19 protein-coding genes are annotated in these 23,142 nt (G+C 70.3%); 9 read left to right on the top strand and 10 right to left on the bottom strand.

Features of this window, described 5'->3' with window-relative positions; all coding sequences use genetic code 11:
* Positions 1-22: 22 nt before the first annotated feature.
* Genes FCL41_RS08970 through FCL41_RS08955 form a run of 4 tightly spaced genes read right to left on the bottom strand, consistent with a single transcriptional unit; the run spans position 23 to position 5,061 of the window.
* Positions 23-1,489: a dihydroorotase gene (locus tag FCL41_RS08970; protein ID WP_137065714.1), complete on the bottom strand. Its 1,467-nt coding sequence runs from the start codon at positions 1,487-1,489 to the stop codon at positions 23-25.
* On the bottom strand, positions 1,486-2,979 hold the full coding sequence (locus FCL41_RS08965; RefSeq protein WP_212723111.1) for an MmgE/PrpD family protein: 1,494 nt from the start codon (positions 2,977-2,979) through the stop codon (positions 1,486-1,488). Before FCL41_RS08965 ends, FCL41_RS08970 begins: the two co-directional genes overlap by 4 nt.
* Positions 2,976-3,815, bottom strand: coding sequence for a cyclase family protein (locus tag FCL41_RS08960; protein WP_137065713.1), 840 nt, complete (start codon positions 3,813-3,815; stop codon positions 2,976-2,978). The genes FCL41_RS08965 and FCL41_RS08960 overlap by 4 nt, the downstream gene beginning before the upstream one ends.
* Before the next feature lie 49 nt (positions 3,816-3,864).
* The gene (locus FCL41_RS08955; protein WP_137065712.1) at positions 3,865-5,061 is read right to left on the bottom strand and encodes a CaiB/BaiF CoA transferase family protein; all 1,197 of its coding nucleotides are present in this window, start codon (positions 5,059-5,061) and stop codon (positions 3,865-3,867) included.
* A gap of 194 nt (positions 5,062-5,255) precedes the next feature.
* Between FCL41_RS08955 and FCL41_RS08950 the strand changes: the two genes are divergently transcribed.
* Positions 5,256-6,653, top strand: a complete 1,398-nt coding sequence (locus FCL41_RS08950; RefSeq protein ID WP_239021587.1) for an FAD-dependent oxidoreductase — start codon at positions 5,256-5,258, stop codon at positions 6,651-6,653.
* A gap of 155 nt (positions 6,654-6,808) precedes the next feature.
* Here FCL41_RS08950 and FCL41_RS08945 read toward each other — a convergent pair whose 3' ends face one another.
* The 4 genes from FCL41_RS08945 to FCL41_RS08930 all read right to left on the bottom strand — a co-directional run bounded on the left by FCL41_RS08945 (position 6,809) and on the right by FCL41_RS08930 (position 11,592).
* Positions 6,809-7,585, bottom strand: coding sequence for a hypothetical protein (locus FCL41_RS08945; RefSeq protein WP_137065710.1), 777 nt, complete (start codon positions 7,583-7,585; stop codon positions 6,809-6,811).
* Between the two features lie 14 nt (positions 7,586-7,599).
* Entirely contained in the window at positions 7,600-8,907 is a 1,308-nt protein-coding gene (locus FCL41_RS08940; RefSeq protein WP_137065709.1) for a DUF4437 domain-containing protein, read from the bottom strand.
* Positions 8,908-9,048: 141 nt separating this feature from the next.
* Positions 9,049-10,581, bottom strand: a complete 1,533-nt coding sequence (locus tag FCL41_RS08935; protein WP_137065708.1) for a class I adenylate-forming enzyme family protein — start codon at positions 10,579-10,581, stop codon at positions 9,049-9,051.
* 111 nt (positions 10,582-10,692) lie between these two features.
* The gene (locus tag FCL41_RS08930; RefSeq protein WP_217496783.1) at positions 10,693-11,592 is read right to left on the bottom strand and encodes a hydroxymethylglutaryl-CoA lyase; all 900 of its coding nucleotides are present in this window, start codon (positions 11,590-11,592) and stop codon (positions 10,693-10,695) included.
* Between the two features lie 101 nt (positions 11,593-11,693).
* Between FCL41_RS08930 and FCL41_RS08925 the strand changes: the two genes are divergently transcribed.
* From FCL41_RS08925 to FCL41_RS08910, 4 genes are read left to right on the top strand one after another with little or no spacing between them, the layout of a single operon-like run.
* Positions 11,694-12,902 carry a CaiB/BaiF CoA transferase family protein gene (locus tag FCL41_RS08925; RefSeq protein WP_137065706.1) on the top strand — a complete coding sequence of 403 codons (1,209 nt, stop codon included), beginning with the start codon at positions 11,694-11,696 and terminating at the stop codon, positions 12,900-12,902.
* A gap of 2 nt (positions 12,903-12,904) precedes the next feature.
* Positions 12,905-13,558 carry an isochorismatase family protein gene (locus FCL41_RS08920; protein WP_137065705.1) on the top strand — a complete coding sequence of 218 codons (654 nt, stop codon included), beginning with the start codon at positions 12,905-12,907 and terminating at the stop codon, positions 13,556-13,558.
* On the top strand, positions 13,555-14,133 hold the full coding sequence (locus FCL41_RS08915) for a hypothetical protein (protein WP_137065704.1): 579 nt from the start codon (positions 13,555-13,557) through the stop codon (positions 14,131-14,133). The genes FCL41_RS08920 and FCL41_RS08915 overlap by 4 nt, the downstream gene beginning before the upstream one ends.
* 24 nt (positions 14,134-14,157) lie before the next feature.
* A complete protein-coding gene (locus FCL41_RS08910) occupies positions 14,158-14,736 on the top strand; it encodes a hypothetical protein (protein ID WP_137065703.1) in 579 nt (192 codons plus the stop codon).
* A gap of 104 nt (positions 14,737-14,840) precedes the next feature.
* On the opposite strand, the gene FCL41_RS08905 is transcribed toward FCL41_RS08910, so the two are convergent.
* Complete coding sequence (locus FCL41_RS08905; protein ID WP_137065702.1) at positions 14,841-16,280, bottom strand: MFS transporter; 1,440 nt, start codon at positions 16,278-16,280, stop codon at positions 14,841-14,843.
* A gap of 85 nt (positions 16,281-16,365) precedes the next feature.
* On the opposite strand from FCL41_RS08905, the gene FCL41_RS08900 reads away from it, so the two are divergent.
* Positions 16,366-18,027 carry a carbon-nitrogen hydrolase family protein gene (locus FCL41_RS08900; RefSeq protein WP_212723110.1) on the top strand — a complete coding sequence of 554 codons (1,662 nt, stop codon included), beginning with the start codon at positions 16,366-16,368 and terminating at the stop codon, positions 18,025-18,027.
* Positions 18,028-18,150: 123 nt separating this feature from the next.
* Here the strand turns inward: FCL41_RS08900 and FCL41_RS08895 are convergent, their stop codons facing one another.
* The gene (locus tag FCL41_RS08895; protein ID WP_137065701.1) at positions 18,151-18,837 is read right to left on the bottom strand and encodes a GntR family transcriptional regulator; all 687 of its coding nucleotides are present in this window, start codon (positions 18,835-18,837) and stop codon (positions 18,151-18,153) included.
* Positions 18,838-18,969: 132 nt separating this feature from the next.
* Between FCL41_RS08895 and FCL41_RS08890 the strand changes: the two genes are divergently transcribed.
* From FCL41_RS08890 to FCL41_RS08880, 3 genes are read left to right on the top strand one after another with little or no spacing between them, the layout of a single operon-like run.
* Positions 18,970-20,244, top strand: a complete 1,275-nt coding sequence (locus tag FCL41_RS08890) for a flavin reductase (protein ID WP_170970235.1) — start codon at positions 18,970-18,972, stop codon at positions 20,242-20,244.
* Entirely contained in the window at positions 20,241-21,539 is a 1,299-nt protein-coding gene (locus FCL41_RS08885) for an acyl-CoA dehydrogenase family protein (protein ID WP_137065699.1), read from the top strand. Before FCL41_RS08890 ends, FCL41_RS08885 begins: the two co-directional genes overlap by 4 nt.
* Complete coding sequence (locus tag FCL41_RS08880; protein WP_212723109.1) at positions 21,536-23,032, top strand: aldehyde dehydrogenase family protein; 1,497 nt, start codon at positions 21,536-21,538, stop codon at positions 23,030-23,032. The genes FCL41_RS08885 and FCL41_RS08880 overlap by 4 nt, the downstream gene beginning before the upstream one ends.
* Positions 23,033-23,142 lie beyond the last annotated feature (110 nt).

Below are 23,142 nucleotides of genomic sequence, written 5' to 3'. Positions count from 1 at the left end.
GTGCCTTGATCAGTGACTGGGCTCAGGCGGTGGGACGGGCCAGGTAGCGGCCGTTGGTCTCGTCGGTGACGACGCCGTCGATCATGATCTGCGTGCCGCGCAGGAAGGTGTCGGTGACCTTGGCGGTCAGCTCGGCGCCCTCGAACGGGGTGTACTCCTGCGAGGAGACCGACTCCTCGGCGCGGACGGTCCAGTCGGTCGCCAGGTCGACGAGCGCGACGTCGGCGTCCTTGCCCACGGCGATGGAGCCCTTGGTCTTGCCCAGGCCGTAGCGCTCGGCCGGGTTCTGGGCGGTGAGCTCGGCGATGCGGCCCAGCGAGAGGCCGCGCTTGCGACCCTCGGAGACCATGCCGGCGAGCAGGTACTCGGCGCCGCCGAAGCCCGACTTGGCGACGAAGACGTCGTCCTTGGGCTCGCCGAACTTGAGCTCCTCCTTGCAGCAGGCGTGGTCGGAGACGACCCAGTCGATCTTGCCGTCGAGCAGGTAGCCCCACAGCGCCTCGACGTCCTCGCGCGGACGCAGCGGCGGGTTGACCTTGCCGCCGACACCGTGGGCGGTGTCGCAGTCGGCCAGCAGGTGGCCCACGGTGACCTCACGACGGAAGTCGATGTGCGGGAAGGCGGCAGCCATCGTCAGCGCAGCCTCGACGGCCTTGCGGGAGGTGAGGTGCAGCAGGTTGATCGTCGGCAGGTTGGTCTCGTGCGCCAGGTAGGAGGCGATCGTGACGGCCAGGCCCTCCGAGTGCGGGGGACGCGACGCGGAGTAGGCGGGCAGGCCCGTCAGGGTGCCGTCCTCCTCGACCATCTTGGTGTAGGCAGCCATGATCTCGGCGGTCTCGCAGTGCAGGGAGAGCGAGATCTGGTCGGCGATCTCGGGGTTCTCCTCGCGGGCCTTCTGCACGCCACGCATCACGAACTCGAAGTGCGCGTAGTCGTAGCGCTCACCCTCGGGCGTCATGAGGAACTTCGACTGGTCCTCGCTGCGGCCGTGCAGGCCGTAGGAGCCGTAGAACATGAAGACCTTGAACGAGGTCACGCCGTGGTCCTTGACCAGGGCCGGGATCTCGGCGATCTGCGACTTGCTCATCGGCGCGAGGTGGTAGGTGTAGTCGATCGCGGCGTTGCCGGCGGTCAGGTCCAGCACCTCGGGGAAGAACTCGGCGTAGTCGCCCGACTTGTTGAGGTAGTACTGGCCCGAACGCATGTAGGAGAGCGACGTGGTCACACCGCCCTGCGCCGAGGCGCGCGACTCGGTGCGGACGTCGGTGGGCAGCGGGTTGTAGATGCCCCAGTGCTGGTGGGCGTCGACGACGCCCGGGAAGGCGGTCTTGCCGCCACCGTCGACGACGGCGTCGGCCAGTGCCGGGTCCAGGTTGGCCTCGATGCGGGCGAACTTGCCGTCCTTGATGCCGAGGTCGACGCTCTGCGGCTCGGCCTGGCCAGGCAGGACGGCCTGGACGTTGGTGATGATGAGGTCGAGCTCGCTCACTTGGACTCCTCGGTGTCGGTGATGAAGGTGGAGAGGGGGGCCAGGACACCGGGAAGGTCGGTGGCGTCCTGGAGGGCGAGCACCTGGGTGCTCACGGCGGCTGCGACGTCGTCGGCCACGCGACCGGCCACGTTGTCCGCGAACTTGCGGCTGAGCTCGGCGTCGCTCAGCGGACGGGCGGGCCCGCCGCGGTTGGTGAGCACCTCCTGGACCAGCTCACGTCCGTCGGTCGTACGCAGCGTGACGACCGCCGGGAACTGGAACGGGAAGATGTCGTTGCACTTCTCGTCGGCGACGACGTCGACCTTCGCCATGAGGGCCCGACGCGCCGGGTCCTGGGCGAGCTCGTCGCTGTAGTCGTCCAGTCCGGTCGCGAGGCCGCCGCCGCCGATCAGGCCGGCAGCGAAGGCGTACGGTCCGGAGAACTGCGCCTGGTACCCGGTGTCGGGGGTGCGCTTGACCTCGATCGGCTCACCGATGGTGCGCACGGTCGAACCGGCCACACCCACGACGACCGACTCGACCATCTCGGGCGTGATGCCCTGCTCACGGAAGGCGATGCCGGCGTCGACGGTGGTGTGGGTGAAGTGGTTGGCCGGGTAGGGCTTGAAGAAGATGCCCGGCACCGACCACTCCTGGCCGAGGCCCTCGGTGATCGCGGTGGGGAAGAACTGGCCGTGCAACCATCCCTGGAAGAAGCCGAAGCGGCCCTCCAGGACGGTCGGCGGGCCGGTGAAGCCGCGCTTGACCAGCTGGGCGGCGGTGACGCCGGCCTGGGCCGCGACGCCGCAGTGGAGGCGCTTGACCGTGCCACCGGTGCGGTTGGCCTCGATGACGCCGGCGGCCATGGAGGCGGTGATCCCCAGGACGTCGGCGATGCCCTTGGCGTCGAGGCCGTAGATCATCGCGGCGGCGACCGAGGAGCCCATCGCGCCGGTGATGGAGGTGGCGTGCTGGCCGTGCTCGAAGAAGACGGAGTTGCCGAGCTCGGCGTCGTAGCCGGCCATGCCGAGGCGGACCGCGACCTCGATGCCGACGGCGATCGCCCGGCTGGTCAGCTCACCGGAGGCGCCGGCGTGCTCCGCAGCCGCCAGGGCGGCCGGGACCACGGACGCGCTGGGGTGCAGGACCGACGGCAGGTGGGTGTCGTCGTAGTCGAGGGAGTGGGCGAGCACGCCGTTGGCGAAGGCGGCCTGTGCGGCGTTGACCTTCGTCGGGACGCCGACGATGGTCGCCTGCGGGTGGCCACCCTGGTCGAGGACGTGGTCGATCGCCGCGGCGCTGGTGGGCAGGCGGTGGGCGGCGACGCAGAGACCCAGGATGTCGAGGGTGCGCTGGCCGACCGAGGCCGTGACCTCGGGGGGGATCCCGTGGGTGGCGCAGTGCTCGGCGAAGGCGCCGATCTGCTGGGCCAGCGTCGGGCCGCCGTCGGGGGCGTACGTCGGGTTGCCCTCGGGACGCGCGTCGGGGGCGGGGGAGTAGGTCGTCACGCGCCGACCACCGCCAGCGGGCGCACGGGCGAGCCGGTGGCGCCGAAGAACTTCAGCGGGCTCATCACGAAGAGGAACTCGTAGGAGGAGCCGGCCAGACCCGCTGCCAGCTTCTCCAGGTCCATCGCCTCGATGATGTAGATGCCACGCTCGACCAGGAGCACGCGGTGCGCCGGCAGCAGGCCGTGGCCGGCGCCGGGCTTGAGCTGCTCGTAGGCGATCGTGTCGGCGCCGGTGGCGTGGATGCCGAAGTCGGCCAGGAAGGTGGCGCCGGAGTCGGAGACACCGGGCACGCCGGTGGACAGACCGCGGTAGGTGTCACCGTCGCCGTTGTCGAAGTGCTGGCCCCAGCCGGAGCGCACCAGGACGACGTCGCCCTCGCGGATCTCGGTGCCCTGCTTCTCCAGGGTCGCCTTCAGGTCGTCGACCGTGATCTCCTGGCCGGGCTCGAGGCGACCGACACCCAGGGTGCCGGGCACGTCGAGCAGGACGCCGCGGCGGACCATCGGCTCGATGGTGTGCGCGCCGTGCTCGACGAACTTGCCGCCGACCTGCGCGTCGTAGGCGTCGACGTCGCCGTAGAGCTTGCCGTCCTGGGAGACGTGCGCGAGGGCGTCGACGTGGGTGCCGACGTGGGTGCCCATCGAGATCATGTCGTTGGCGGCCGAGCCGCCGTCGCCGCGGGTCATGTCACCGTGGCGACGCGGCATCGCGTGCCAGTACGCCGGGTGGTTGGGCGACTGGGGCATGCCGACGGTGAGCGTGCGGCCCAGGTCGAAGATCTCCAGGCCCTGGGCAGCGGCGTCCAGCAGCTGGGTCGTGACGGAGGTGGTCATCGGTCCTCGTTCTTCCGTGGTTCTGGTCAGGGGTGCAGGGGCGGCTGGCTCAACGAATGACGTTGCGCTCGCGCAGGTCGGCCAGCTTCTCGGCGTCGAGCCCGAGTCCGGTGAGGACCTCGTCGGTGTCCTCGCCGTGCTTGCGACCGGTGAAGCGGATCGAGCCGGGGGTCTCCGACATCCGCCACATCACGTTGTGCTGGAGCAGCGGACCGAAGTCGGCGTCGTCGACCTCGGTGAGCATCTGCGTCTCGCGGATGTGCGGGTCCTCGACGATCTCCTTGGCGGAGTAGATCGGGGCGATCGCCGCACCGGCCTCGGTGAACGCGTCGACGACCTCGTCGCGCGTACGGGCGCCGATCCACGAGCCGACCATCTCGTCGAGCTCGTCGGTGTGCTGGGCGCGGGTGTTGCCGGCCGCGAACCAGGGCTCCTCGATCACCTCGGGGTGGCCGACGAGGACCATCACGCGCTCCGCGATCGCCTGGGCGCTCGTGGAGATCGCGACCCAGTGGCCGTCAGAGGTCTGGTACGTGTTGCGCGGCGCGTTGTTGGTCGAACGGTTGCCGTGGCGCATGCCGACCACGCCCGTCTGCTGGTAGACGGTCGGGCCGGGGCCGACGGCGGTCATGATCGGGGAGAGCAGGTCCATGTCGATGACCTGGCCCTGACCGCCGTTCTTCTCGCGGGCCAGCAGGGCCATCGAGACCGCGGAGGAGGCGGCGATGCCGCAGATCGAGTCCGCGAGCCCGAAGGCGGGCAGGGTCGGAGGGCCGTCGGGCTGGCCGGTGAGGTGCGCGAAGCCGCTCATCGACTCGGCCAGCGTGCCGAAGCCGGCGCGCGAGGCGTAGGGGCCGGTCTGCCCGAATCCGGTGATCCGCACGATGACGAGGCCGGGGTTGACGGCGTGCAGCTGCTCCGGGCCCACGCCCCACTTCTCGAGGGTGCCGGGGCGGAAGTTCTCGACCACCACGTCGGCCGTGGCCGCGAGTCGGAGGAAGAGCTCGGCACCTTCGGGGACCGAGAGGCTGAGGCCGATCGTCTGCTTGTTGCGCGCGACCTCCTTCCACCAGATCGGGGTGCCGTCGACGGCGGGGCCGTGGCCACGCATGCCGTCGGGCTTGGTGGGGTGCTCGATCTTGACGACGTCGGCGCCGTAGTCGCCCAGGATCTGGCAGGCCAGGGGGCCAGCGAGGATCGTGGACGCGTCGATGACGCGGATACCGGCGAGGGGCCCAGAAGTCACGTGCTCTCCTTTGTTCCGACTAGCGAAACCTTGTTTCAAGGGGCAATCTACCCCAGAAGAGCGCCCGCGGAGGGACCTGGGGGGCGGGTTCAGGCCGCCTGGGCAGACAACGTCTATATGATAGAGACAGTTTCCGATCGCGTGAGAGAGAAGGTGTCGTCATCACCGAGCCACATGTCGTCGACGTCGTCGTGGTGGGAGCCGGCACGGCCGGGATCCCCTGTGCCATCCACGCCGCCCAGGGCGGTGCACGTGTCCTGCTCGTGGAGAAGGACGCCAAGATCGGCGGTACCCTGCACATCACCGGAGGGCACATGGCGGCCGGCGGTACCCGCCGACAGGCCGAGCGGGGCATCGTCGACAACCCTGAGATGCACCTGGCCGACATCCACCGGATCACCAAGGGCACCGCCCGAGACGACCTGGTCGAGATCGTGGCCCGCAACGCCCCCGAGACCCTTGAGTGGCTCACCGACCGCGACTTCCCGTTCGCGCCCGAGAGCCCTCGGATCATCTACGGCCACGAGCCCTACGAGACGGCGCGCACCCACTACGGCAAGGACGAGGGGCTGTCGATCCTCGAGGTGCTTCAGAAGGAGCTCGACGCCTGCGTCGCCGAGCACGACCTCGAGGTCTGGACCTCCTCCCCGGTCACCGAGCTGCTCACTGACGATGAGGGCCGGGTCATCGGCGTCGGCGTCTACCACGGCGGGGCCGAGGTCGAGGTGCACGGCACCGTGGTGCTGTCGACCGGCGGCTACGGCGCCGAGCCCGAGCTCTTCATGGAGTTCGACGGCGCACCCTTGGTCTCCGCCACGGCGAGGACCAGCACGGGCGACGGCATCCTGCTCGGCCAGTCGATCGGCGCCGGTCTCCAGGGCGAGGGCACCTACCTGCCGACCTTCGGTGGCCTGCCCGACCCGCAGACCCCCGGCCGTGCGAACTGGAACGACCGGCAGCGCCTGACCTCCGAGCGTCCGCCGCGGGAGATCTACGTCGACAAGTTCGGCCAGCGCTGGGTCGCCGAGGACGAGGAGTCGATCGACGAGAAGGAGCGCGCGCTCGCCACGATCGCGGACCAGACGTTCTGGACGGTCTTCGACGACGCCGCCCTTGAGCTCTCCACCGGCGACCTCAACCAGATGATCGTGGGCAAGGAGCCCGACGAGGTGCGCGCCGTGGCCGACACGCGTCCGGGCGTCCACTCCGCCGCGACGCTCGAGGAGCTGGCACGCAAGGCCGGTATCGACGAGGCCGGCCTGGTCGCCCAGGTCGAGGCCTACAACGCCGCGGTGGCCGACGGCAGCGACCCGCAGTTCGGGCGGACGTACCTGCCTGCTCCCATCGCCCAGGGTCCGTTCTACGCGATCCGCAACCACGCGATCACCCTGGTCACCTTCACCGGCCTCGACATCGACGCGGACTTCCGGGTGCGTGACGAGTCGGGTGAGCCGATCGAGGGCCTGTACGCCATCGGCGAGGTCATCGGCGCCGGCGCGACCTGTGGCAACACCTTCTGCTCCGGCATGCTGGTGACCCCTGCGCTGACCTTCGGTCGCCTGCTCGGCACCCGCCTGGGCGGCGCGGCCTGACACAAGGACGCCGTGGCTGAGGGCCCGGGACTCCGGACGGGGTCCCGGGCCCTTGTCGTACGCGGCCCTTGTCGTACGCGGCCCCGGCGGTGCCGTGGAGGAAATGACGAAGGCCCGGCCCCCTGTGGGGGACCGGGCCTTGCCCTGCTGGTGGGTCAGCCGACGAAACCGGGCTTGATCACGCCCAAGATCGCTGCTGCCAGCACGAAGAACCAGATCGCGTAGACCCAGGGCTCCGATCGTCGGATGGAACCGACGATGCCGTTCTCGACCTCGGGGGTCGAGCCGGTGGTCATCAGGGCCCCGAACGAGGGCCCGAACGGCTTGAGGGCGCGGCGGATCATGATGCCGCAGAAGATCGACAGGCCGTAGAACAGCACCTTGGTGCCGAGCCACTTCGGGTTGGTGTCCACGCCGAACGGTTCCGAGGCGATGATCGCGTACGCCCCCATGCCGACCAGGAGGGCAGCGGCGAGGTAGCGGATCACCAGGTCGGAGGTGTGGAAGAAGTGGTGCGACTTCTTGCCCGACTGCAGGTGCTCCTGCAGCGAGACGAAGACCCAGGCCAGGGTCGCGACCCAGACCAGGGCGAGCATCCAGCCGGTGAAGAAGAACTTGTCGCCGAGCGGCCCGTAGTACATGAGCGTCACGCCGCTGGCCCCGAAGAGGATCAGGGAGAAACGTGGCGCCATGTCGCAGCCGACCATGATCTTGGCCGCGATCGCGCGGGTCTCGGGCTGGAGCTCGGGCTTGATGATGAAGCGGCTCGAGTAGTAGACGCCGAGGTCACCGCCGAGCCAGTACACGAAGAGCACGATGTGCAGGATGATCGCCACGGTGAACATGCTCAGGCCGTGGATGGGCTCCGCCGCGGCGGCCGAGGAGACCTCGACCGCCGCAGAGGTTGCGCTGTGGAGCAGGGGGGAAATCACTCAGGTACGCCCGATCACATTCCGTCGCCGTCCCAGCGGCCCGTGGACCGGCTGCGGACGGGGAGGGAGGAGAGGATCGGAGCCGGGATCGGGTCTCCGTCCTTCCAGTTGAGTCGACGGCCCCAGATGTGCTGGTCGGCAGCGGTGCGGTCCTCGGGGTCCTCGGTGTCGCGACCCGACCATCCCCAGTTGAGGGTGATGGACTCGCGCTCGGCGGGGGCGTCCTCGTGGGTGTGCTCACCGTCGTGCGAGTGGTCGTGGTCGTGCGAGTGGTCGTGGTCGTGGTCGTGGTCGTGCTCGTGACCGTGGCCGCCCTGGAGCTGCGCGGCGTCCATGGCCTTCATCATGGCGATGACGGAGGCGTCGGAGCCGGTGCCGTGGTGCTTGATCGCCGGGCCGTCGTGGCCCTGGTCGAGCTGGAACTGCAGCGAGGTGTTCAGCTGGCGGATGTCCTCCTCGGTACGCCACGGCTCACCCATGTCGTGCGACGACATGGACCAGCGGCGAGCCGGGTGCGGGTGCTCCTCCAGGCCCTCGGGGCCGTAGTTGAAGGCCTCGCCGCCCCAGCGGACCCACTCGTTCTGGGTGTACCAGTTCTTCAGCTCGCCGTCGGAGCGCAGCAGCCAGGTGGCGCCACCCTCCATGGTGGTGAAGTGGCCGTGCTTCACGCGTGCCGGGCGGAAGAAGTACGTGCCCAGGTCCAGGGTGCCGAAGTTGTACTCCATGTGGCCCTGGGTGGTGTACGCCTCCTCGTAGCACGGGTGGTGCGCGAGGCGGTGGTCGCTCCAGCCCTCCTGGGCGTGGACGAGGCGGGTGTAGAAGCCGGTGACCGGGTCGACGTGCAGGTACTTGATGTACATGCCGGGCATCGGGCCGGGGTTGGGGACGGCGTCCCACTTCATGGCCTCGGTGTCGATGACGATGGCGTCCTCGCGAGCGTCCGCCCAGCGCTGGGCGCCGGCGAGGGAGTCGACGGCGTCGAAGCCGGCGTCACCGTACTCGCGGTACTTCAGGATGCGGGTGCCCTCGGCGATCTTGATGTAGTCGACCGGCACGCCCTTCGGGGCGTAGACGTAGCCGCCCTTGCCGATCTTCTGGCCGCCGTAGTTGATCTCGCCCTCGAGCACGTAGTACTCGGTGTTGGCGTGGTGGATGCCGGGGCCGCGACCCCAGTCGGTGTGGAAGTCGACGCGCAGCGAGGAGGAGCCGTCCTCCTCGTCCACGGAGAGGCGGCGCTCGGAAGCGCGACCCTCGCCGCCGGGCAGCTCTGCAGCGTGCCAGACGTAGTCGTTCTCCTGGATCAGCTCAACATGGGGACGCATGTGATCTCCGATGGTTCAGGGCATCAGGGGGGACGCCGAGGTGAAGTGAGACAAAGAATATCGGTACAAAATGTATCGTCAAGTGGAACGCGCAGATTCCTGCTGAACAATTCGGCACTGCGCGTCCTTGCGCCGGGTGGGTCAGGCCGGGGGAGCGAGGTCGCGCTTGGAGACCTTGCCGCCGGCGTTGCGCGGCAGGGCGTCGATGGCGTACCAGCGACGGGGGATCTTGTAGCCGGCCAGCTCGCCGCGGCAGTGCGACTCCAGTGCGGCGGTGTCCAGCTCGTGGCCCGGGCGCAGCACGACGTGGCAGACCACCGTCTCGCCCCACTGCTCGTCGGCCTCGCCGACGACCGCGGTCTCGACGACGGCCGGGTGGGTGGCCAGGACCTCCTCGATCTCACGCGGGTAGACGTTGGTGCCTCCCGAGATGATCAGGTCCTTCTTGCGGTCGACGATCGAGATGAAGCCCTGCTCGTCGCGCACGGCGATGTCGCCGCAGGTGACGAAGCCGTCCTCGGTGGTGCACTCGGCGGTGGCCTCGGGGTTCTTGAGGTAGCCGTTCATCAGGTAGGGGGAGCGGCTGAACAGCTCGCCGGGCTGGCCGGGCGCGACCTCGTTGCCCTGCTCGTCGACGATCCGGATCTCCGTCATGTACCAGGCGTGGCCGACCGAGCCGGACTTGGCGCGCATGTGCACCGGGCGGAGGTTGGTGATCACGCCCGACTCGGTGGAGCCGTAGAGCTCGTGGACGCCGACGCCGGGGAAGGTGTCCATCACCCACTCCTTCAGCGCGTGGGGGAGGGCGGCGGCGTTGAAGTACAAGGTGTCGAGGCTCGAGAGGTCCTTGGCAGGCACGGCGTCGGGTCCGAGCGAGCGGATGCCCTGCGCCATCGTCGGCACCAGGAAGGCGGACTGCACGCGATCCTTCTCGACCAGGTCGAGGAAGCCCTGGGGGTCCCACTTGCGCAGCATCGTCACCGTTCCGCCGGTGAAGACGGGCGCGTAGCCGAACGCGAAACCTGCGCCGTGGTACATCGGCGCGACGGCGGCCGAGACGCGGCCCGCCCCGAGGCCGTACTCCAGTGCCGACATGTAGAAGGTGAGCACCCGCGAGCGGTGGGAGATCAGCACGCCCTTGGGCTTGCCGGTGGTCCCGGAGGTGTAGGTGATGCAGAACGGGTCGAGCTCGGGCACCTCGACCCTCGGGTCGACGTCGGAGGCGGCGGCCAGGGCCTCCTCGTACGCCGCACCCAGGGTCGTGCCGTCGAGCACGGTCGCCGAGAGTCCGAGGTGGCTGACGCTGTCGGCGACGATCGTGCTCAGTGCCTCGTCGAGGACGATGGCGCGCGACTCCGAGTGCTCCAGGATGTAGCGAGCCTCGGCCGGGGTCAGGCGCGGGTTGAGCGGCACCATGACCAGTCCGGCCTTGGCGATGCCCGCCGCGATCTCCGGGTACTCCAACCGGTTGCCCAGCAGCACCGCCACGCGGTCGCCCACGCCCAGACCGCTGGAGGTCAGGTGGTTGGCCAGCCTGCTGGCGCGCTCGTCGAGCGCGGCGAAGGTCAGCGTCCGGTCACCGTCGATCACGGCGACGCGGTCGGGAGTCGCCTCGGCGAACTCGCGCACGCCCGAGGCGATGGAGAGGGGTGCGCCTCCGGGGATGAGGGTCATGGAGTCTCCTGGGGATCGAGGCACGGGGGATGGAGGCACGTGCCGTGGGAGTGGTGACGAGGTTCGAGTCGTGGAGCCGGGCGGTCTGGAAGGGACTGCGGTGACCCGGCGTCAGGGCGCCGGGAACCAGCCAGCGCGGCCGAGCATGGCCGGCGCCTGGGGGAGGCCGAGCTGGTCGCTGATCCAGGTGCCGGTCGCGGCGACCTGCGACGCGTCGATCGCGGTGCTGGTGCGGACGCCCGAGCGATCGAGCAGGTAGAGGAGGTCCTCGGTGCCGATGTTGCCCGTCGCGCCGGGGGCGAAGGGACATCCGCCGATCCCGCCCGTCGAGGCGTCGAGCACGGTGACGCCCGACTCCACCGCGGCCAGTGCGTTGGCGTAGCCCGTGTTGCGGGTGTTGTGGAAGTGGGCACGCAGCTGGATGTCGGCGTCGAGCTGGCGGATGCCGCCGACGATGGCCCGCACCTGGGCGGGCACGCCCACGCCGATCGTGTCGGCGATGGCGAGCTCGTCCGGGCCGGCGTCCAGGACGCCCTTGGCGACCTCGAGCACCCGCTCGGTGGAGACCTCCCCGTCGAACGGGCAACCGAAGGCGGCAGCGATGATGACGCTGGCCTTGATCCCCGCCTCCCGGGCGTCGGCGGCGATGGTGTGCCACGCCTCGATCTGGGCCTTCGTGTCAGCGCCCTGGTTGCGCAGGGCCAGGCCGTCGGAGGCCACCACGACGGCGGTGATCTCGTCGCAGCCCGCAGCGACGGCGCGGTCGAGGCCCTTGCGGTTGAGCACCAGGCCGATCGAGGTCAGCCGCGGGTCGGAGGTGACCTCGGACAGGAGCGCCTCGGCGTCGGCCATCTGCGGCACGCGGTCGGGCCGCGCGAAGGCGGTGACCTCGATGCGACGCAGTCCGGCGTCCAGGCTGCGGCGTACGAGCTCGGCCTTGATCTCGGTGGGCAGGACCTTCTTCTCGTTCTGCAGCCCGTCGCGCGGGGCAACCTCTACGATCTCCACCACGGGGATCGTCGAGGCAGGGATCTCTTCGCCAGTCATGGGACTCCGTCCGGGTGTGACGCCAACGTGTGCGAGCCGATGATATCGGATATATGATCCGATGCATGACGACTTCCTCTCCTGTGGCAGGGCCGTTGGCCGGAGTTCGCGTTCTCGAGGCGGGTCAGCTGCTCGCCGGGCCGTTCGCCGCGACCCTGATGGCGGACCAGGGCGCCGACGTGATCAAGGTCGAGGCGCCCGGCATGGGCGACCCGATGCGTCAGTGGGGCCGCACCGACGGCAAGTCGCTGTGGTGGCCCGTGGTGGGCCGCAACAAGCGTGCCGTCACGCTCAACCTCCGCGAGGAGGAGGGGCAGGAGCTCTTCCTCAAGCTCGTGGCCGAGGCCGACATCATCGTCGAGAACTTCCGTGCCGGGACCTTCGAGAAGTGGAACCTCTCCTACGAGCGGCTCAAGGAGGTCAACCCCGGGATCATCCTGGTGCGGGTGACCGGCTACGGCCAGACCGGCCCCTACTCCAACCGTGCGGGCTACGGCTCGATCGGTGAGGCCATGGGCGGCCTGCGCTACGTGCTCGGCGACCCGGACCGTCAGCCGTCGCGCGCCGGCATCTCGATCGGTGACTCGCTGGCCGCCATGCACGCGACCGTGGGTGCGCTGTCGGCGCTGCAGCGTCGTTCCGTCACCGGTGAGGGCCAGGTCGTCGACGCCTCGATCTACGAGTCCGTGCTCGCGATGATGGAGTCGCTCGTCACCGAGTGGGACATCGCCGGCTACCAGCGTGAGCGCACCGGGGCGATCCTGCCCAACGTGGCGCCCTCCAACGTCTACCCGACGAAGGACGACCAGCTGATCCTGATCGCCGCCAACCAGGACTCGGTCTCCTCGCGCCTCTTCGCGATCATGGGCAAGCCTGAGTGGTCGGAGCCCGGACACCAGTACTCCACCCACGTCGGCCGCGGCCAGGCGCAGACCGAGCTCGACGACCTCATCTCGGAGTGGACGAAGACGGTCGACGCCGAGGAGCTGCTCCGCCTCATGGATGAGGGCGGCATCCCCGCAGGTCGGATCTACAAGGCGGCCGACATGCTCGAGGACCCGCACTTCCAGGCGCGCGAGTCGATCGTCCAGGTCCCCGACGCCAACTTCGGCCAGCTGCGGATGCAGAACGTCGTGCCCAAGCTCTCCGCCACCCCCGGCTCGATCCGGTGGACCGGCCCGGAGATGGGTGCGCACAACGACGACGTCTACGGCGACCTCCTCGGCCTGAGCGCCGAGGAGAGGGCCGGCCTGGCCGAGCGCGGGATCATCTGACGATGGACCGCACCCAGGACAGCGCCGCCGCCGGATTCCAGGGGCACCTCGGCGCCGGGGACTCCCCGGCGCTGCTGGTGATCGACGTCTGCCGCGCCTACCTCGACCCCGAGTCCCCGCTCTCCGACACCAGCGGTCGCTTCGAGGCCGCCCGTGCCAGTGCGTCCCGCGTGGTCGACGCGGCGCGGGAGGCGGGCGTACCGGTGCTCTTCACCCAGGTCGTCCTGCAGCCCGGGCTCGCCGACGCCGGTTGGTTCGCGAAGAAGGTGCCCTCGCTGAAGGTCTTCGAGGTGGGCAACCCGCTCGGGGAGTTCCCCGTCGACGGCCCGGCGCCGCTGCCCGGCGAGATCGTGGTGGCCAAGCAGTACGCCTCCGGCTTCTTCGGCACCTCGCTGGCCTCCACGCTGCGTGCCCTGGGCATCGACACCCCGTACGTCTTCGGGTTCTCCACCAGCGGGTGCGTCCGCGCCACCGCCCTCGACGCCCTCCAGCACGGCTTCCGCCCGCAGGTGATCGCCGACGCCAGTGGCGACCGCGAGGAGGCCACGCACGACCAGAACCTCTTCGACCTCAACGCCAAGTACGCAGACGTGGTCAGCGAGGCCGAGGTGCTCAGTCGCTTCGAGGCACTCGCGGCGCAGAAGGAGAACCGATGACCCTGATCGACCTCACCTCGACCGACCTCGCGTGGTTCGAGGCCGCGATCGCCGGTGCTGACCTCAAGGCCCGGATGAGCATGCTCCACTCCGACGAGGCCCGCGGCGTACGCACCGTGCTCGTCGCCTTCCCCGACGGCTGGCGCCGTGACGCCGTCGGCACCCAGCCCGCGGGCGAGGAGATGGTCACCCTGACGGGTGCCCTCACCGTCAGCGGTGTGACGGCCCGGCCGGGGCAGCTCCTCGTCATCACCCCGCGCGCCCTTCGTGCGGACACCTCGACGCTCGACGGCACCCGTGCCGTGGTCTGGTTCACCGGGGCCGCAGGCGGCTGGGTGGACGGGGAGGACCTCGTCTCGGGCACCAGCACGCTGATCGACCTCGCTCCCGGATTCGTCCGTGAGCCGGCCGAAGGGCTCCACGGTCGGATCGAGCTGCGCGACGACGTCGCCGGTGCCGTCCTGGACCAGGACGTCGAGGTCGTCTGGTTCGAGTCGCAGGCCTACGCCGTCGTGCCGGCGGGGGAGCCCGTGCCGCAGGGCGAGGGACGCGCTCTCGTACGCTTCCTCGACTGACCCACAGCCGAAGAGGAGCACCCCGTGAGCATCGTCGACCTCACCAGCGACCAGCACGAGTGGCTGGAGGCGTCGATCGCCGGCGCCGAGGGCACCGTGCGGATGTATCCCCTGCACGTCGACCTCCAGCGGGGGACCCGCACGGTCCTGCTGGCCTTCCCCGACGGCTGGGCCAGGCCCGCTTCCGGGACCCAGCCCGCCGGCGAGGAGCTCGTGCCGCTGGCCGGTGGCCTGACGATGAGCGGCCACCGGGTCGGTGGTGGTGAGGTGCTGGTGGTGACCCCGCGTGCCCTGCGTGCGGCGACGTCGAGCGAGGACGGCACGCGTGCGGTCGTCTTCTACTCCGGCTCCGGCGGTGGCTGGGTCGAGGGGGACTCCCTGGCTGCCGGGACGATCGACGTCCGGCGCCTGACGCCCGGGACGGTGCGGGAGGAGACCGACGGTCTCGTCGGGCACCTCGAGCTGGTCCACGAGGTGCCCGAGGACGGGTTCGACGTCGACGTCGAGGTCGTGTGGCTCCAGTCGCAGCAGTACGCGGTCATCCCGCGTCGCGGCCTTCCGCCGCAGATCGAGGGCGAGGCCCTCGTACGCTTCCTGGACTGACGCCCGGGCCGTCGCCCGGGAACGACGAAGGGCTCCACCCCGCTTGGGGTGGAGCCCTTCGTCGTGCTCGGCCGGGCACGCCAGGGGCGGCCCGGCCGAGGGTGTCAGTGAGCCACCGGGGCCCCGGCGCCGGCGCCGGAGGCCATGGCCTTGGCGGCGTCGTCGTCGTAGGTGTGGCGGATCTTCAGCGCCACGCCGATGCAGATGAAGAGCGGCGGGAGCAGGATGAGCATCGCGAACTGCAGCGAGGCCGAGTAGGTCAGGTCCGTGGCGGCGTGGATGGCGTCCGAGGCGACACCGATCAGGAGCGGACCGGCCGAACCGCCGAGCGTGACCAGGAAGGTCAGCACCGCGAAGCCCATGCCGCGACCGTTGGCCGGCAGGACGTCGGCGTTGGCGGCCGTCATGTTGGGGATCGCCGCCGCGAATCCGATGCAGGCGAGCGCGATCATGGCGCTGCGGACCTCGACGCCGGGCAGGAGCACGGTGCCGGTCAGGCCGATGGCGCCGACGAGCAGGAAGAGGGCCGAGACGTTGATGCGCCAGCCGCGGCGGATGCCGTGGTACTTGTCGCCGATCTTCGAGCCCAGCACGATGCCGATGACGATGCCGGTGCCGCCCACCGCGCCGGAGAGGGACGAACCCGTGGCGGCGGTGACGCCCTCGACCTCGACCAGGAAGGTCGGGATCCAGTAGAAGAGGCCGGCCACGCCCAGGGAGAGGCAGGCCAGGGCGACGGTCACGCCGCGCAGGGTGGGGATGCGGAGCAGCTCGCGCGTCTGGACCCAGATGGAGCGGGTGTCGGTGACGTGCTCGGCCTGGGAGGCGGCCACGTTGCCGGTGCGGGCGTGCTCCAGGCGGTCGCCGATGCCACGGATCGGGTCCTTCACCGTGAGCACGATCAGGGCGACGAGGAGGCCGGGGACGGCCGCGACGAAGAAGACGGTGCGCCAGTCGAAGGCGTCGGCGATGATGCCGCCCAGGATCACGCCGGCAGGCAGACCCATGTAGTAGCCCGCGCGCTCGAAGCCGTAGGCCTTGGCCCGGCTCTTCGGCGGGTAGTAGTCGGCCAGCAGTGACGACGCGGGCGGGTTGTACAGCTGGCCGGCGCCACCGATCATCACGCGGACGATGAAGAACATGATGAAGGAGACGGCCAGGCCGCTGCCGATGGAGAGGAGGGCCCAGGCCAGCACGACCAGGGCGATCGTGATCACGCGCGGCGCGCGGTCGGCCAGACGCCCGGCGGGCAGCACGAGGATCGCGCCGGCGATCGACGCCGCGGTGGGGATGGCACCCGCAAGGGTGTTGCTGATCTCGAAGTGCTCCTTGATCGCAGGCAGGGCGCCTGCGATGAGGTTGACCTCGACGCGGTCGATGAACGCCACCAGGGCGATCACGATGGCGGGCCACCAGCCGAACGGAGCGTCCTTGTTGACGTCGACGAGCTGGGGGGGCTTGCGCGCGAACACCTTCATCTCCACGGGCGAGGTCACGGCGCTCGTGGTGGCTGAGGTCTCGGGCGGGGACACGTCGTTGGACATGGTTCCTCTTTCCGACGTCTTCTGATGGGGGCCAAGGGGGTGTGGCAAGATCTGTACAGATCGTATCGGATATATAGGAGACCACGTGTCGCTTCGCGTCGCTGCTGTTCAGTTCGCCGTCACCGAAGACGTCGAGGCCAACCTCGCCACCTGTCTGCGGATGACCGACGAGGCCGCAGCCGCCGGTGCCAAGGTCGTCGTCCTGCCCGAGTTCAGCAACCATGTGTCGTGGTACTCGGGCCGCGAGCACGCTCGCAGCAAGGCGCTGACGCTGGACGGGCCCTTCCTCGCGGCGCTCGGTGAACGAGCAGCCAGCCACCAGATCCACCTCATGGTCAACGTGACCCTCCTGCGGGAGGACGGCCGCGTCAGCGGCTCCAACGTGCTCTTCGACCCCTCGGGCGCCATCGTCTCGGTGAGCGACAAGCAGGTCCTGATGGGCAGCGAGCGCGACCACCTCGACCCTGCCGTCGAGCGGGCACCACTCGTGGAGACCGACGTCGCGACCTTCGGCCTCTACTCCTGCATGGACGGCGTCATCAACGAGACCCCGCGCATGCTGGCCCTCGACGGCGGCACTGTGCTGCTCAACAGCATCAACTCCTTCGCCCTGGACGAGGCCACCCTGCACGTGCCGGTCCGTGCGATCGAGAACAAGGTCTGGGTCGTCGCCGCCAACAAGGTCGGACCGCTCGTGCCCGCCCACAGCATCGAGGCCGTGGCCGCCAAGGTCGGCGTACCGGTCGAGCGCCTGCACGGAGTGGGGGAGGCCCAGATCGTGGCTCCCGACGGCACCGTCGTCGCGATCGGCCCCACGACCGGCGAGGCTGTCGTCGTCGCGGACATCGACGTCGAGCTGGCCCTGGACAAGCGACGCAAGGACGGCACCGACGTGTTCGCCTCGCGCCGCCCCGAGCTGTACGGCCCGATCGCCGAGGCTCCCCGTGGGCGTCAGGCGCCTGCCGGAGCAGCCCAGGTCACGGCCGCCTCCATCTCCCCGGCACCGGGGGAGGACGCGGCTGAGCTGCTGGCGAAGGCGGTCGCCGACGGCGTCCAGCTCGTCGTCCTGCCCGAGCTCGCCTCCCGCGGCGGTGTCGGCACCGCCGAGGAGTCCGCGGACCTCACGGTGGAGTCCATCGCGCAGGCTCTCGCCGGAACGGAGACGCTCGTCGTCACCTCGGTGGTCGCCGACGGCGCCCACGTCGGTGTGGTGGTCTCGGCCGACGGCATCGTCGGGCGCCAGAAGCAGCTGCACCGCAGCGCCCGTCACGCGGACTGGGTCACTGACCTCGGCGACGCCGTGGAGGTGCTCGACGTGGCGTGGGGTCGCCTGGCCGTGGTCGTCGGCGACGACGCCCTCTACCCGGAGACGTTCCGCCTGGTGGCGCTGCAGGACGCCGACGTCGTGGCGGCGCCCTTCACCCCTGAGGCGCGCGTCGACCTCGACCCGCTGCTGCTCGAGCGCGCCGCGGAGAACCGCCTCAACGTGGTCACCGCGGGCCCGCGTACGCCGGAGCTGCCCGGCGGCGTCCTCGTGCCGCTGTCGCACAACTTCACCCTCTGGGGCTCAGGCTGGGAGCGGCCCTTCGACGGCGTCATCAGCCGCCCCGAGCCGGTGGTCGTCGACTCCGGCCTCGTGAGCGCCGTGCTGCGGCCCGAGTGTGCGGTCAACCGTTTCGTCTCCAAGGGCACCGACCTGGTCGACGGGCGCCCGTGGAACCTGGCCGAGAGCATCGTCCGCGCCTGACCACCACCTGCCCGGCGAGGTGAGACTCCCGGACGGTACGACGAAGGGCCGGCACCTGCGGGTGCCGGCCCTTCGTCGTGCGTCGGGATCGCGTGTCGGGCCACGCTCGCGCGGGCCCTCGGGTCACTTCCGGCTGGCCAGCGCCTTCAGGAGTGCCTTCTCGGAGTTGTCGAGGTGGGCGATCCACGCCTCGCGCAGCTGCTCGGTCTGGCCGGCGCGAGCGAGGTCGAGGAGCTGCTGGTGCTCGTCGATGCGGGCCTGGGTCTTCTCCGGCCCCTTGTCGAGGTCGCTCAGCAACAGGTGGAGGTAGCGGTCCGAGGAGGTCCACAGCAGCTCGAGGACCCGGCGGTCCGCCGGGCCGAGGACGTCGTCCAGGAACGCGGCGTGGAACGCGTGGTGCGCAGCAGCGAGGCGGGAGGCCTCGCGCTCGATCGTGGCGTACTCGTTCATCGCGGCCTCCGCGCGCTCGAGCGCGGCGGCGTCGAGCTTCGGCGTCGCCTTCACGACGAGCTCGCCCTCGATCAGCTTGCGAAGGCTGTAGATGTTGGTGAGGTCGTCGGCGCTCAGGCTCGTGACCACGGCGGAGCGGCCCGGGCGCAGGCTGACCGCGCCCTCGCTCTCGAGGCGGCGCAGCGCCTCACGCACGGGGATGTGGCTGACGTCGAACTCCTTGCAGAGCTCGACGATGGAGATGGTCGACCCCGGGGGGATGTCGCCGTTCAGAATGGCGCGGTGCAGCTCCTCCGTCACGCGGTCCACCAAGGAGCGGTGACTGATGGAGCGCACTCGGGAATCCGTACGTGCAGTCATGGGGGAAGCCTCTCCAAGGAATCGCGGATCCTGAAATCATATAGGGGCAAAGGCTCCGTGGGCATTTTGTCGGGAATGCATGTTCCTGAGAGGGTAGATATCGTATATTCTTTCTCGGACAAGGAGGTGCCCATGGTTGATCCCGCGACGTTCCGGGACGTGATGGCGCAGTGGCCCAGCGGGGTCACGATCGTGACCACCCTCGACGCCGACGGCGTCCGTAAGGGCATGACCGCGAGTTCGTTCTCCAGCGTGAGCCTGACCCCGCCCCTGGTGTCGGTCTGCCTGCTGAAGTCGCTCTACACGCACAAGCTCATCTCGGACTCCGGCGTCTTCGGCGTCAACGTCCTCGCCAAGGACCAGCAGGAGGTCGCCCGCCGGTTCGCGGGCATGGTCCCCGGGCTCGAGGACCGCTTCGAGGGCGAGGAGTGGACCATTGCCGAGACGGGTGTCTCGCTGCTCGACTCCGCCCTGGGGTGGGTCGACTGCCGGGTCGTGCACGAGTACGAGGGTGGCGACCACACGATCTTCGTCGGGGAGGTGGTCGCGGCCAACAACGCGCGACGCTCCGCCCCGTTGCTCTTCCACTCGCGTGGCTGGGGCCAGTTCGCCGACGTGCTGCCCGACGTGGCCGGTGTCGCCGACACGGGCCTCGTGCAGGTCATGCGTGACAGCGGGCTCGAGGCCGAGCTGCCCGACGCGGTGCGCATGGTGACGGACGCAGGTGTACGCCTGCGCGTCGCGGAGCTGCAGCACGGCGACGACGCCGACGCCGTGCTGGCGTCCGTGCCGTGGCCCGCGGACCGCTCCCTCACGACCGTGCTGGTGGGTGACCGCCTGCAGGCCCAGAAGGCTCTCGAGCAGGGCGTCGGGGCGGTCGAGCTCGTGGCTGACTGCCTCGACCCGGCGAGCGTGACCAAGGTCCTCGCCTGCGTCGACGGCATCGCCGACAAGGCGGCCGTCGCGCTGACCGACCCGTTCGCCCCCGAGCGCCACGAAGCGGTGCTCGAGGCCGTCGAGCGTCTCTGCGCCGCGGGTGTCAGGGAGATCTGCCTGCCCGACACCGACGGCGCCGCCACCGCACTCGCCGTCCGCGACCTCCTCCAGGAGGTCGTCCCGCTCGCGCGGCCCGCGTCGTTGCGCATCCGCCTGGACGGGGCCGACCGCCTCGCCCTGGTGAAGGGCCTGACCGCCCTCAAGAGCGGTGTCCGTGACTTCGACACCGCCCTCGGAGGGCTCCAGCACTCCGTCTCGGTCGAGGACCTGATCCGGCTCCTCGGCACCCTCGACGTCGCGAGCCCGGTCGACCCCGAAGCGCTCAGCTCCCTCGCGGAGCGACTCTCCACCATCCAGACCACCGCCCGAGCGGCTCTTGCCGCCCGGAACACCGTAGGAGCAGCAGGATGACTGAACGTCTCACCGCAGAGATCGTCTTCTCGGACCTGACGGAGGCTGAGCGCGAGCGCCAGCGCCGCGTGGAGTCCGTCCTCCCGGCGATCGCCGCCGCAGCCGAGCAGGCGGACGCCGAGTCCGCGCTGCCCGAGGGTCACATCAAGCTCCTCGGCGACGCAGGCCTGCTCGGCCTGGTCGTGCCGGAGGAGTTCGGCGGCCTCGGCGGCGGTCTGCGCGACCTCGTCGCGACGACGTACGCCCTCGGCACCGTCTGCGGCTCCACGGCCCTGGCCTTCTTCTTCCACTGCTCGTCCTCCTCGCGCGGCATGCTGCCCCTGGCGGCCCTCGACGCCGGTCTGTACAGCGACGACGAGGCCCCGGTCGTGCGCGCCTTCGCCGAGAAGGTGCTCACCCTCATGGGCACCGAGAAGAAGGCGATCGGCAACTTCGCGTCCGAGGCCGTCAAGGCCTCCAACGCCAACGTGCTGATCCGCACCACCGCCACGCGCACCGAGGGCGGCTGGCTGCTGAACGGTGAGAAGTCCTTCGGCTGCCTCTCCGGCTCGGCCGACTACTACCTCGTCACCGCCCGCCGTGAGGACGTCGAGGGCCTGGACGCCCTGACGCTCTTCCTCGTGCCCCGTGACACCGAGGGTGCTCGTCCCCGCTCGCCGTGGATCGGCCTGGGCATGCGCGCCTCCGACAACAACGGCCTCATCATGGAGAACGCCTTCGTCCCCGACGAGCTCTCGCTCGCCGTGCCCGGCGGCTTCTCCAAGGCCACCACGATGTCCCGCGGCTCCTGGGTCGGCAACCAGATCGCGATCGCGTCGATCTACGCCGGCATCGCGCAGGGCGTCTGGGACTTCGCCATGGGCCGTGTCATGGGCGCGAAGTTCGCCGACACCGGCAAGCCGATCGCGTCCTCGCCGATGCACCAGGTCATGATCGGCGACGGCGAGCGCCACCTGGCCGAGGCGCACCTCTGGCTGCGCCGCCAGACCGAGCTCGAGGCTTCCGAGCCGCCGATCCTGCCGAAGAACGAGGTCGTGCAGTCGTGGAAGCTCGCCAAGGGCGCCATCTGCGAGCACGCCCACGAGGTCGCGCTCACCGCGCTCAAGATGTGCGGCACGTCCGGTGCCCTCATGGGCAACGAGATCGGTCGCGCCGTGCGTGACACCACGATGGGCCTCGTCCAGGCGTTCCCCGCCGAGCGCGGCAAGCTGGACCTGGCCAAGATGATCGTCGACAACGAAGGCTGGGCTGGTCTGACGACCACCGACTCCTTCAAGAAGGACGGGGACAAGTGAGCGACCTGACCCGCGACGCACTGGAGGTCCCGGCTGTCGAGCAGCTGGTCGACGGTCTCTGGTCCACGCCGGCCGAGTCGCTCCAGATCACCCTCTCGGACCCCTACACCGGGGAGGCGCTCGGCGCCGCCCCGGCGTCGGACGACGCGTCGGTGGAGGCCGCGCTGGCAGCTGCCCAGCGCGTCCACGCCGACAACTCCTGGAACGGCCTCGGCATCGAGCGTCGGGCCGAGATCCTCGACGCGATCGGCGTGGCCCTGGGGGAGCAGGTCCCCTACCTGGCGGCCCTGGAGTCCAAGGCGACCGGCGTGCCGGTCGCTCAGACCTCCATCGTCGGCGTCATCGTCCCGGGTGCGTTCCACCTGGCGGCGCAGGCGATCCGCAGCGGGGCCCTCTACTCCGAGGAGACGAGCCAGGCCGGTCAGACCGTGGAGGTCCACCACTTCCCGCTCGGCCCCTCGGTCAACCTCGTCCCGTGGAACGCGCCGGCTCCGATGGCGGCGCACAAGGTCGCCAGCTCGTTGGCCGCCGGTGCGCCCGCCATCCTCAAGCCGAGCGAGTACGCCCCCTGGGGCACCACGGCGCTGGCCCGGGTCATCGACCGCGTCCTCACCGAGCAGGGTGCTCCTGCCGGGACCTTCCAGCTGCTCCAGGGCGGCGCCAAGGTCGGGGGAGCGTTGGTCAACGACCTGCGTACCCGATCGGTCTCCTTCACCGGTGGCCTGCAGGCAGGCCGCGCGATCGCTGCCGCCTGCGCGGCCAACTTCACCAAGCTGCAGCTCGAGCTGGGCGGCAACAACCCGCTGGTGATCCTGCCCGACGCTGACGTCGACACCGCTGCTCGCAGCGCGACGGACCTGCTCACCACGCTCAACGGCCAGTGGTGCCGCGCGCTCGGTCGGCTGGTCCTGCCCGAGGGCAAGTCCGATGCCGTGCTCGAGCGCATCTCCGAGCGGCTCTCCGAGCTCAAGGTCGGCGACCCGCTCGACCCGGCGACGGAGTTCGGCCCGATGGTCCACCCGGGCCACCTGGCCCAGCTCAAGGCCGGCATCGAGGAGCGCGTGGCTGCCGGTGGCACGCCCCACGCCTCGACGCCGCTCCCGCAGCAGGGCAACTTCCTCGCTCCTACCCTGATCACCGGGGTGCCGAGCGAGGCCGCGCAGCACGAGCTGTTCGGGCCCGTCGCCACGGTCCACACCTACGACGACGCGGACACCTCTGCGGCCGTCGCCCTGGCCAACGGCACCCCGTTCGGCCTCGAGGGCTACGTCATCGGCACTGACGCCGCGTCGGCGCTCGACGTGGCGCGTCAGGTGCGCGCCGGTGAGGTCAAGGTCAACGGCTCCACGATCATGAGCCTGCACCTCGACACCCCGCGCCCGGCCTGGGGTCTCTCCGGCATGGGCGAGGAGGGCACGGTGGAGACCATCCGCATCTACACCGGCGCCCAGGTCGTGGGCGTCGAGGGCGGCTTCGCCCTCCACCTGCGCTGACGACGCGGCTGGCGCGACCTCGGTCGCGCCAGCCGCCACCTTCCTCCGCCAGTGGTGGGACCCCCGGGTGCCTCCGCCGGCCGTTCCGCGCCCCACGCCGTGACGCGCAC

Source organism: Nocardioides jishulii (assembly GCF_006007965.1).
Lineage (GTDB): Bacteria > Actinomycetota > Actinomycetes > Propionibacteriales > Nocardioidaceae > Nocardioides > Nocardioides jishulii.
This window is presented reverse-complemented; position numbering and strand designations above follow the sequence as displayed.

Coding starts and splice junctions, on each gene's coding strand:
- FCL41_RS08925 (WP_137065706.1), top strand. CDS start 11,694: ATGACGACTTCCTCTCCTGTGGCAGGGCCGTTGGCCGGAGTTCGCGTT.
- FCL41_RS08935 (WP_137065708.1), bottom strand. CDS start 10,581: ATGACCCTCATCCCCGGAGGCGCACCCCTCTCCATCGCCTCGGGCGTG.
- FCL41_RS08915 (WP_137065704.1), top strand. CDS start 13,555: ATGACCCTGATCGACCTCACCTCGACCGACCTCGCGTGGTTCGAGGCC.
- FCL41_RS08895 (WP_137065701.1), bottom strand. CDS start 18,837: ATGACTGCACGTACGGATTCCCGAGTGCGCTCCATCAGTCACCGCTCC.
- FCL41_RS08890 (WP_170970235.1), top strand. CDS start 18,970: ATGGTTGATCCCGCGACGTTCCGGGACGTGATGGCGCAGTGGCCCAGC.
- FCL41_RS08885 (WP_137065699.1), top strand. CDS start 20,241: ATGACTGAACGTCTCACCGCAGAGATCGTCTTCTCGGACCTGACGGAG.
- FCL41_RS08905 (WP_137065702.1), bottom strand. CDS start 16,280: ATGTCCAACGACGTGTCCCCGCCCGAGACCTCAGCCACCACGAGCGCC.
- FCL41_RS08940 (WP_137065709.1), bottom strand. CDS start 8,907: ATGCGTCCCCATGTTGAGCTGATCCAGGAGAACGACTACGTCTGGCAC.
- FCL41_RS08920 (WP_137065705.1), top strand. CDS start 12,905: ATGGACCGCACCCAGGACAGCGCCGCCGCCGGATTCCAGGGGCACCTC.
- FCL41_RS08960 (WP_137065713.1), bottom strand. CDS start 3,815: ATGACCACCTCCGTCACGACCCAGCTGCTGGACGCCGCTGCCCAGGGC.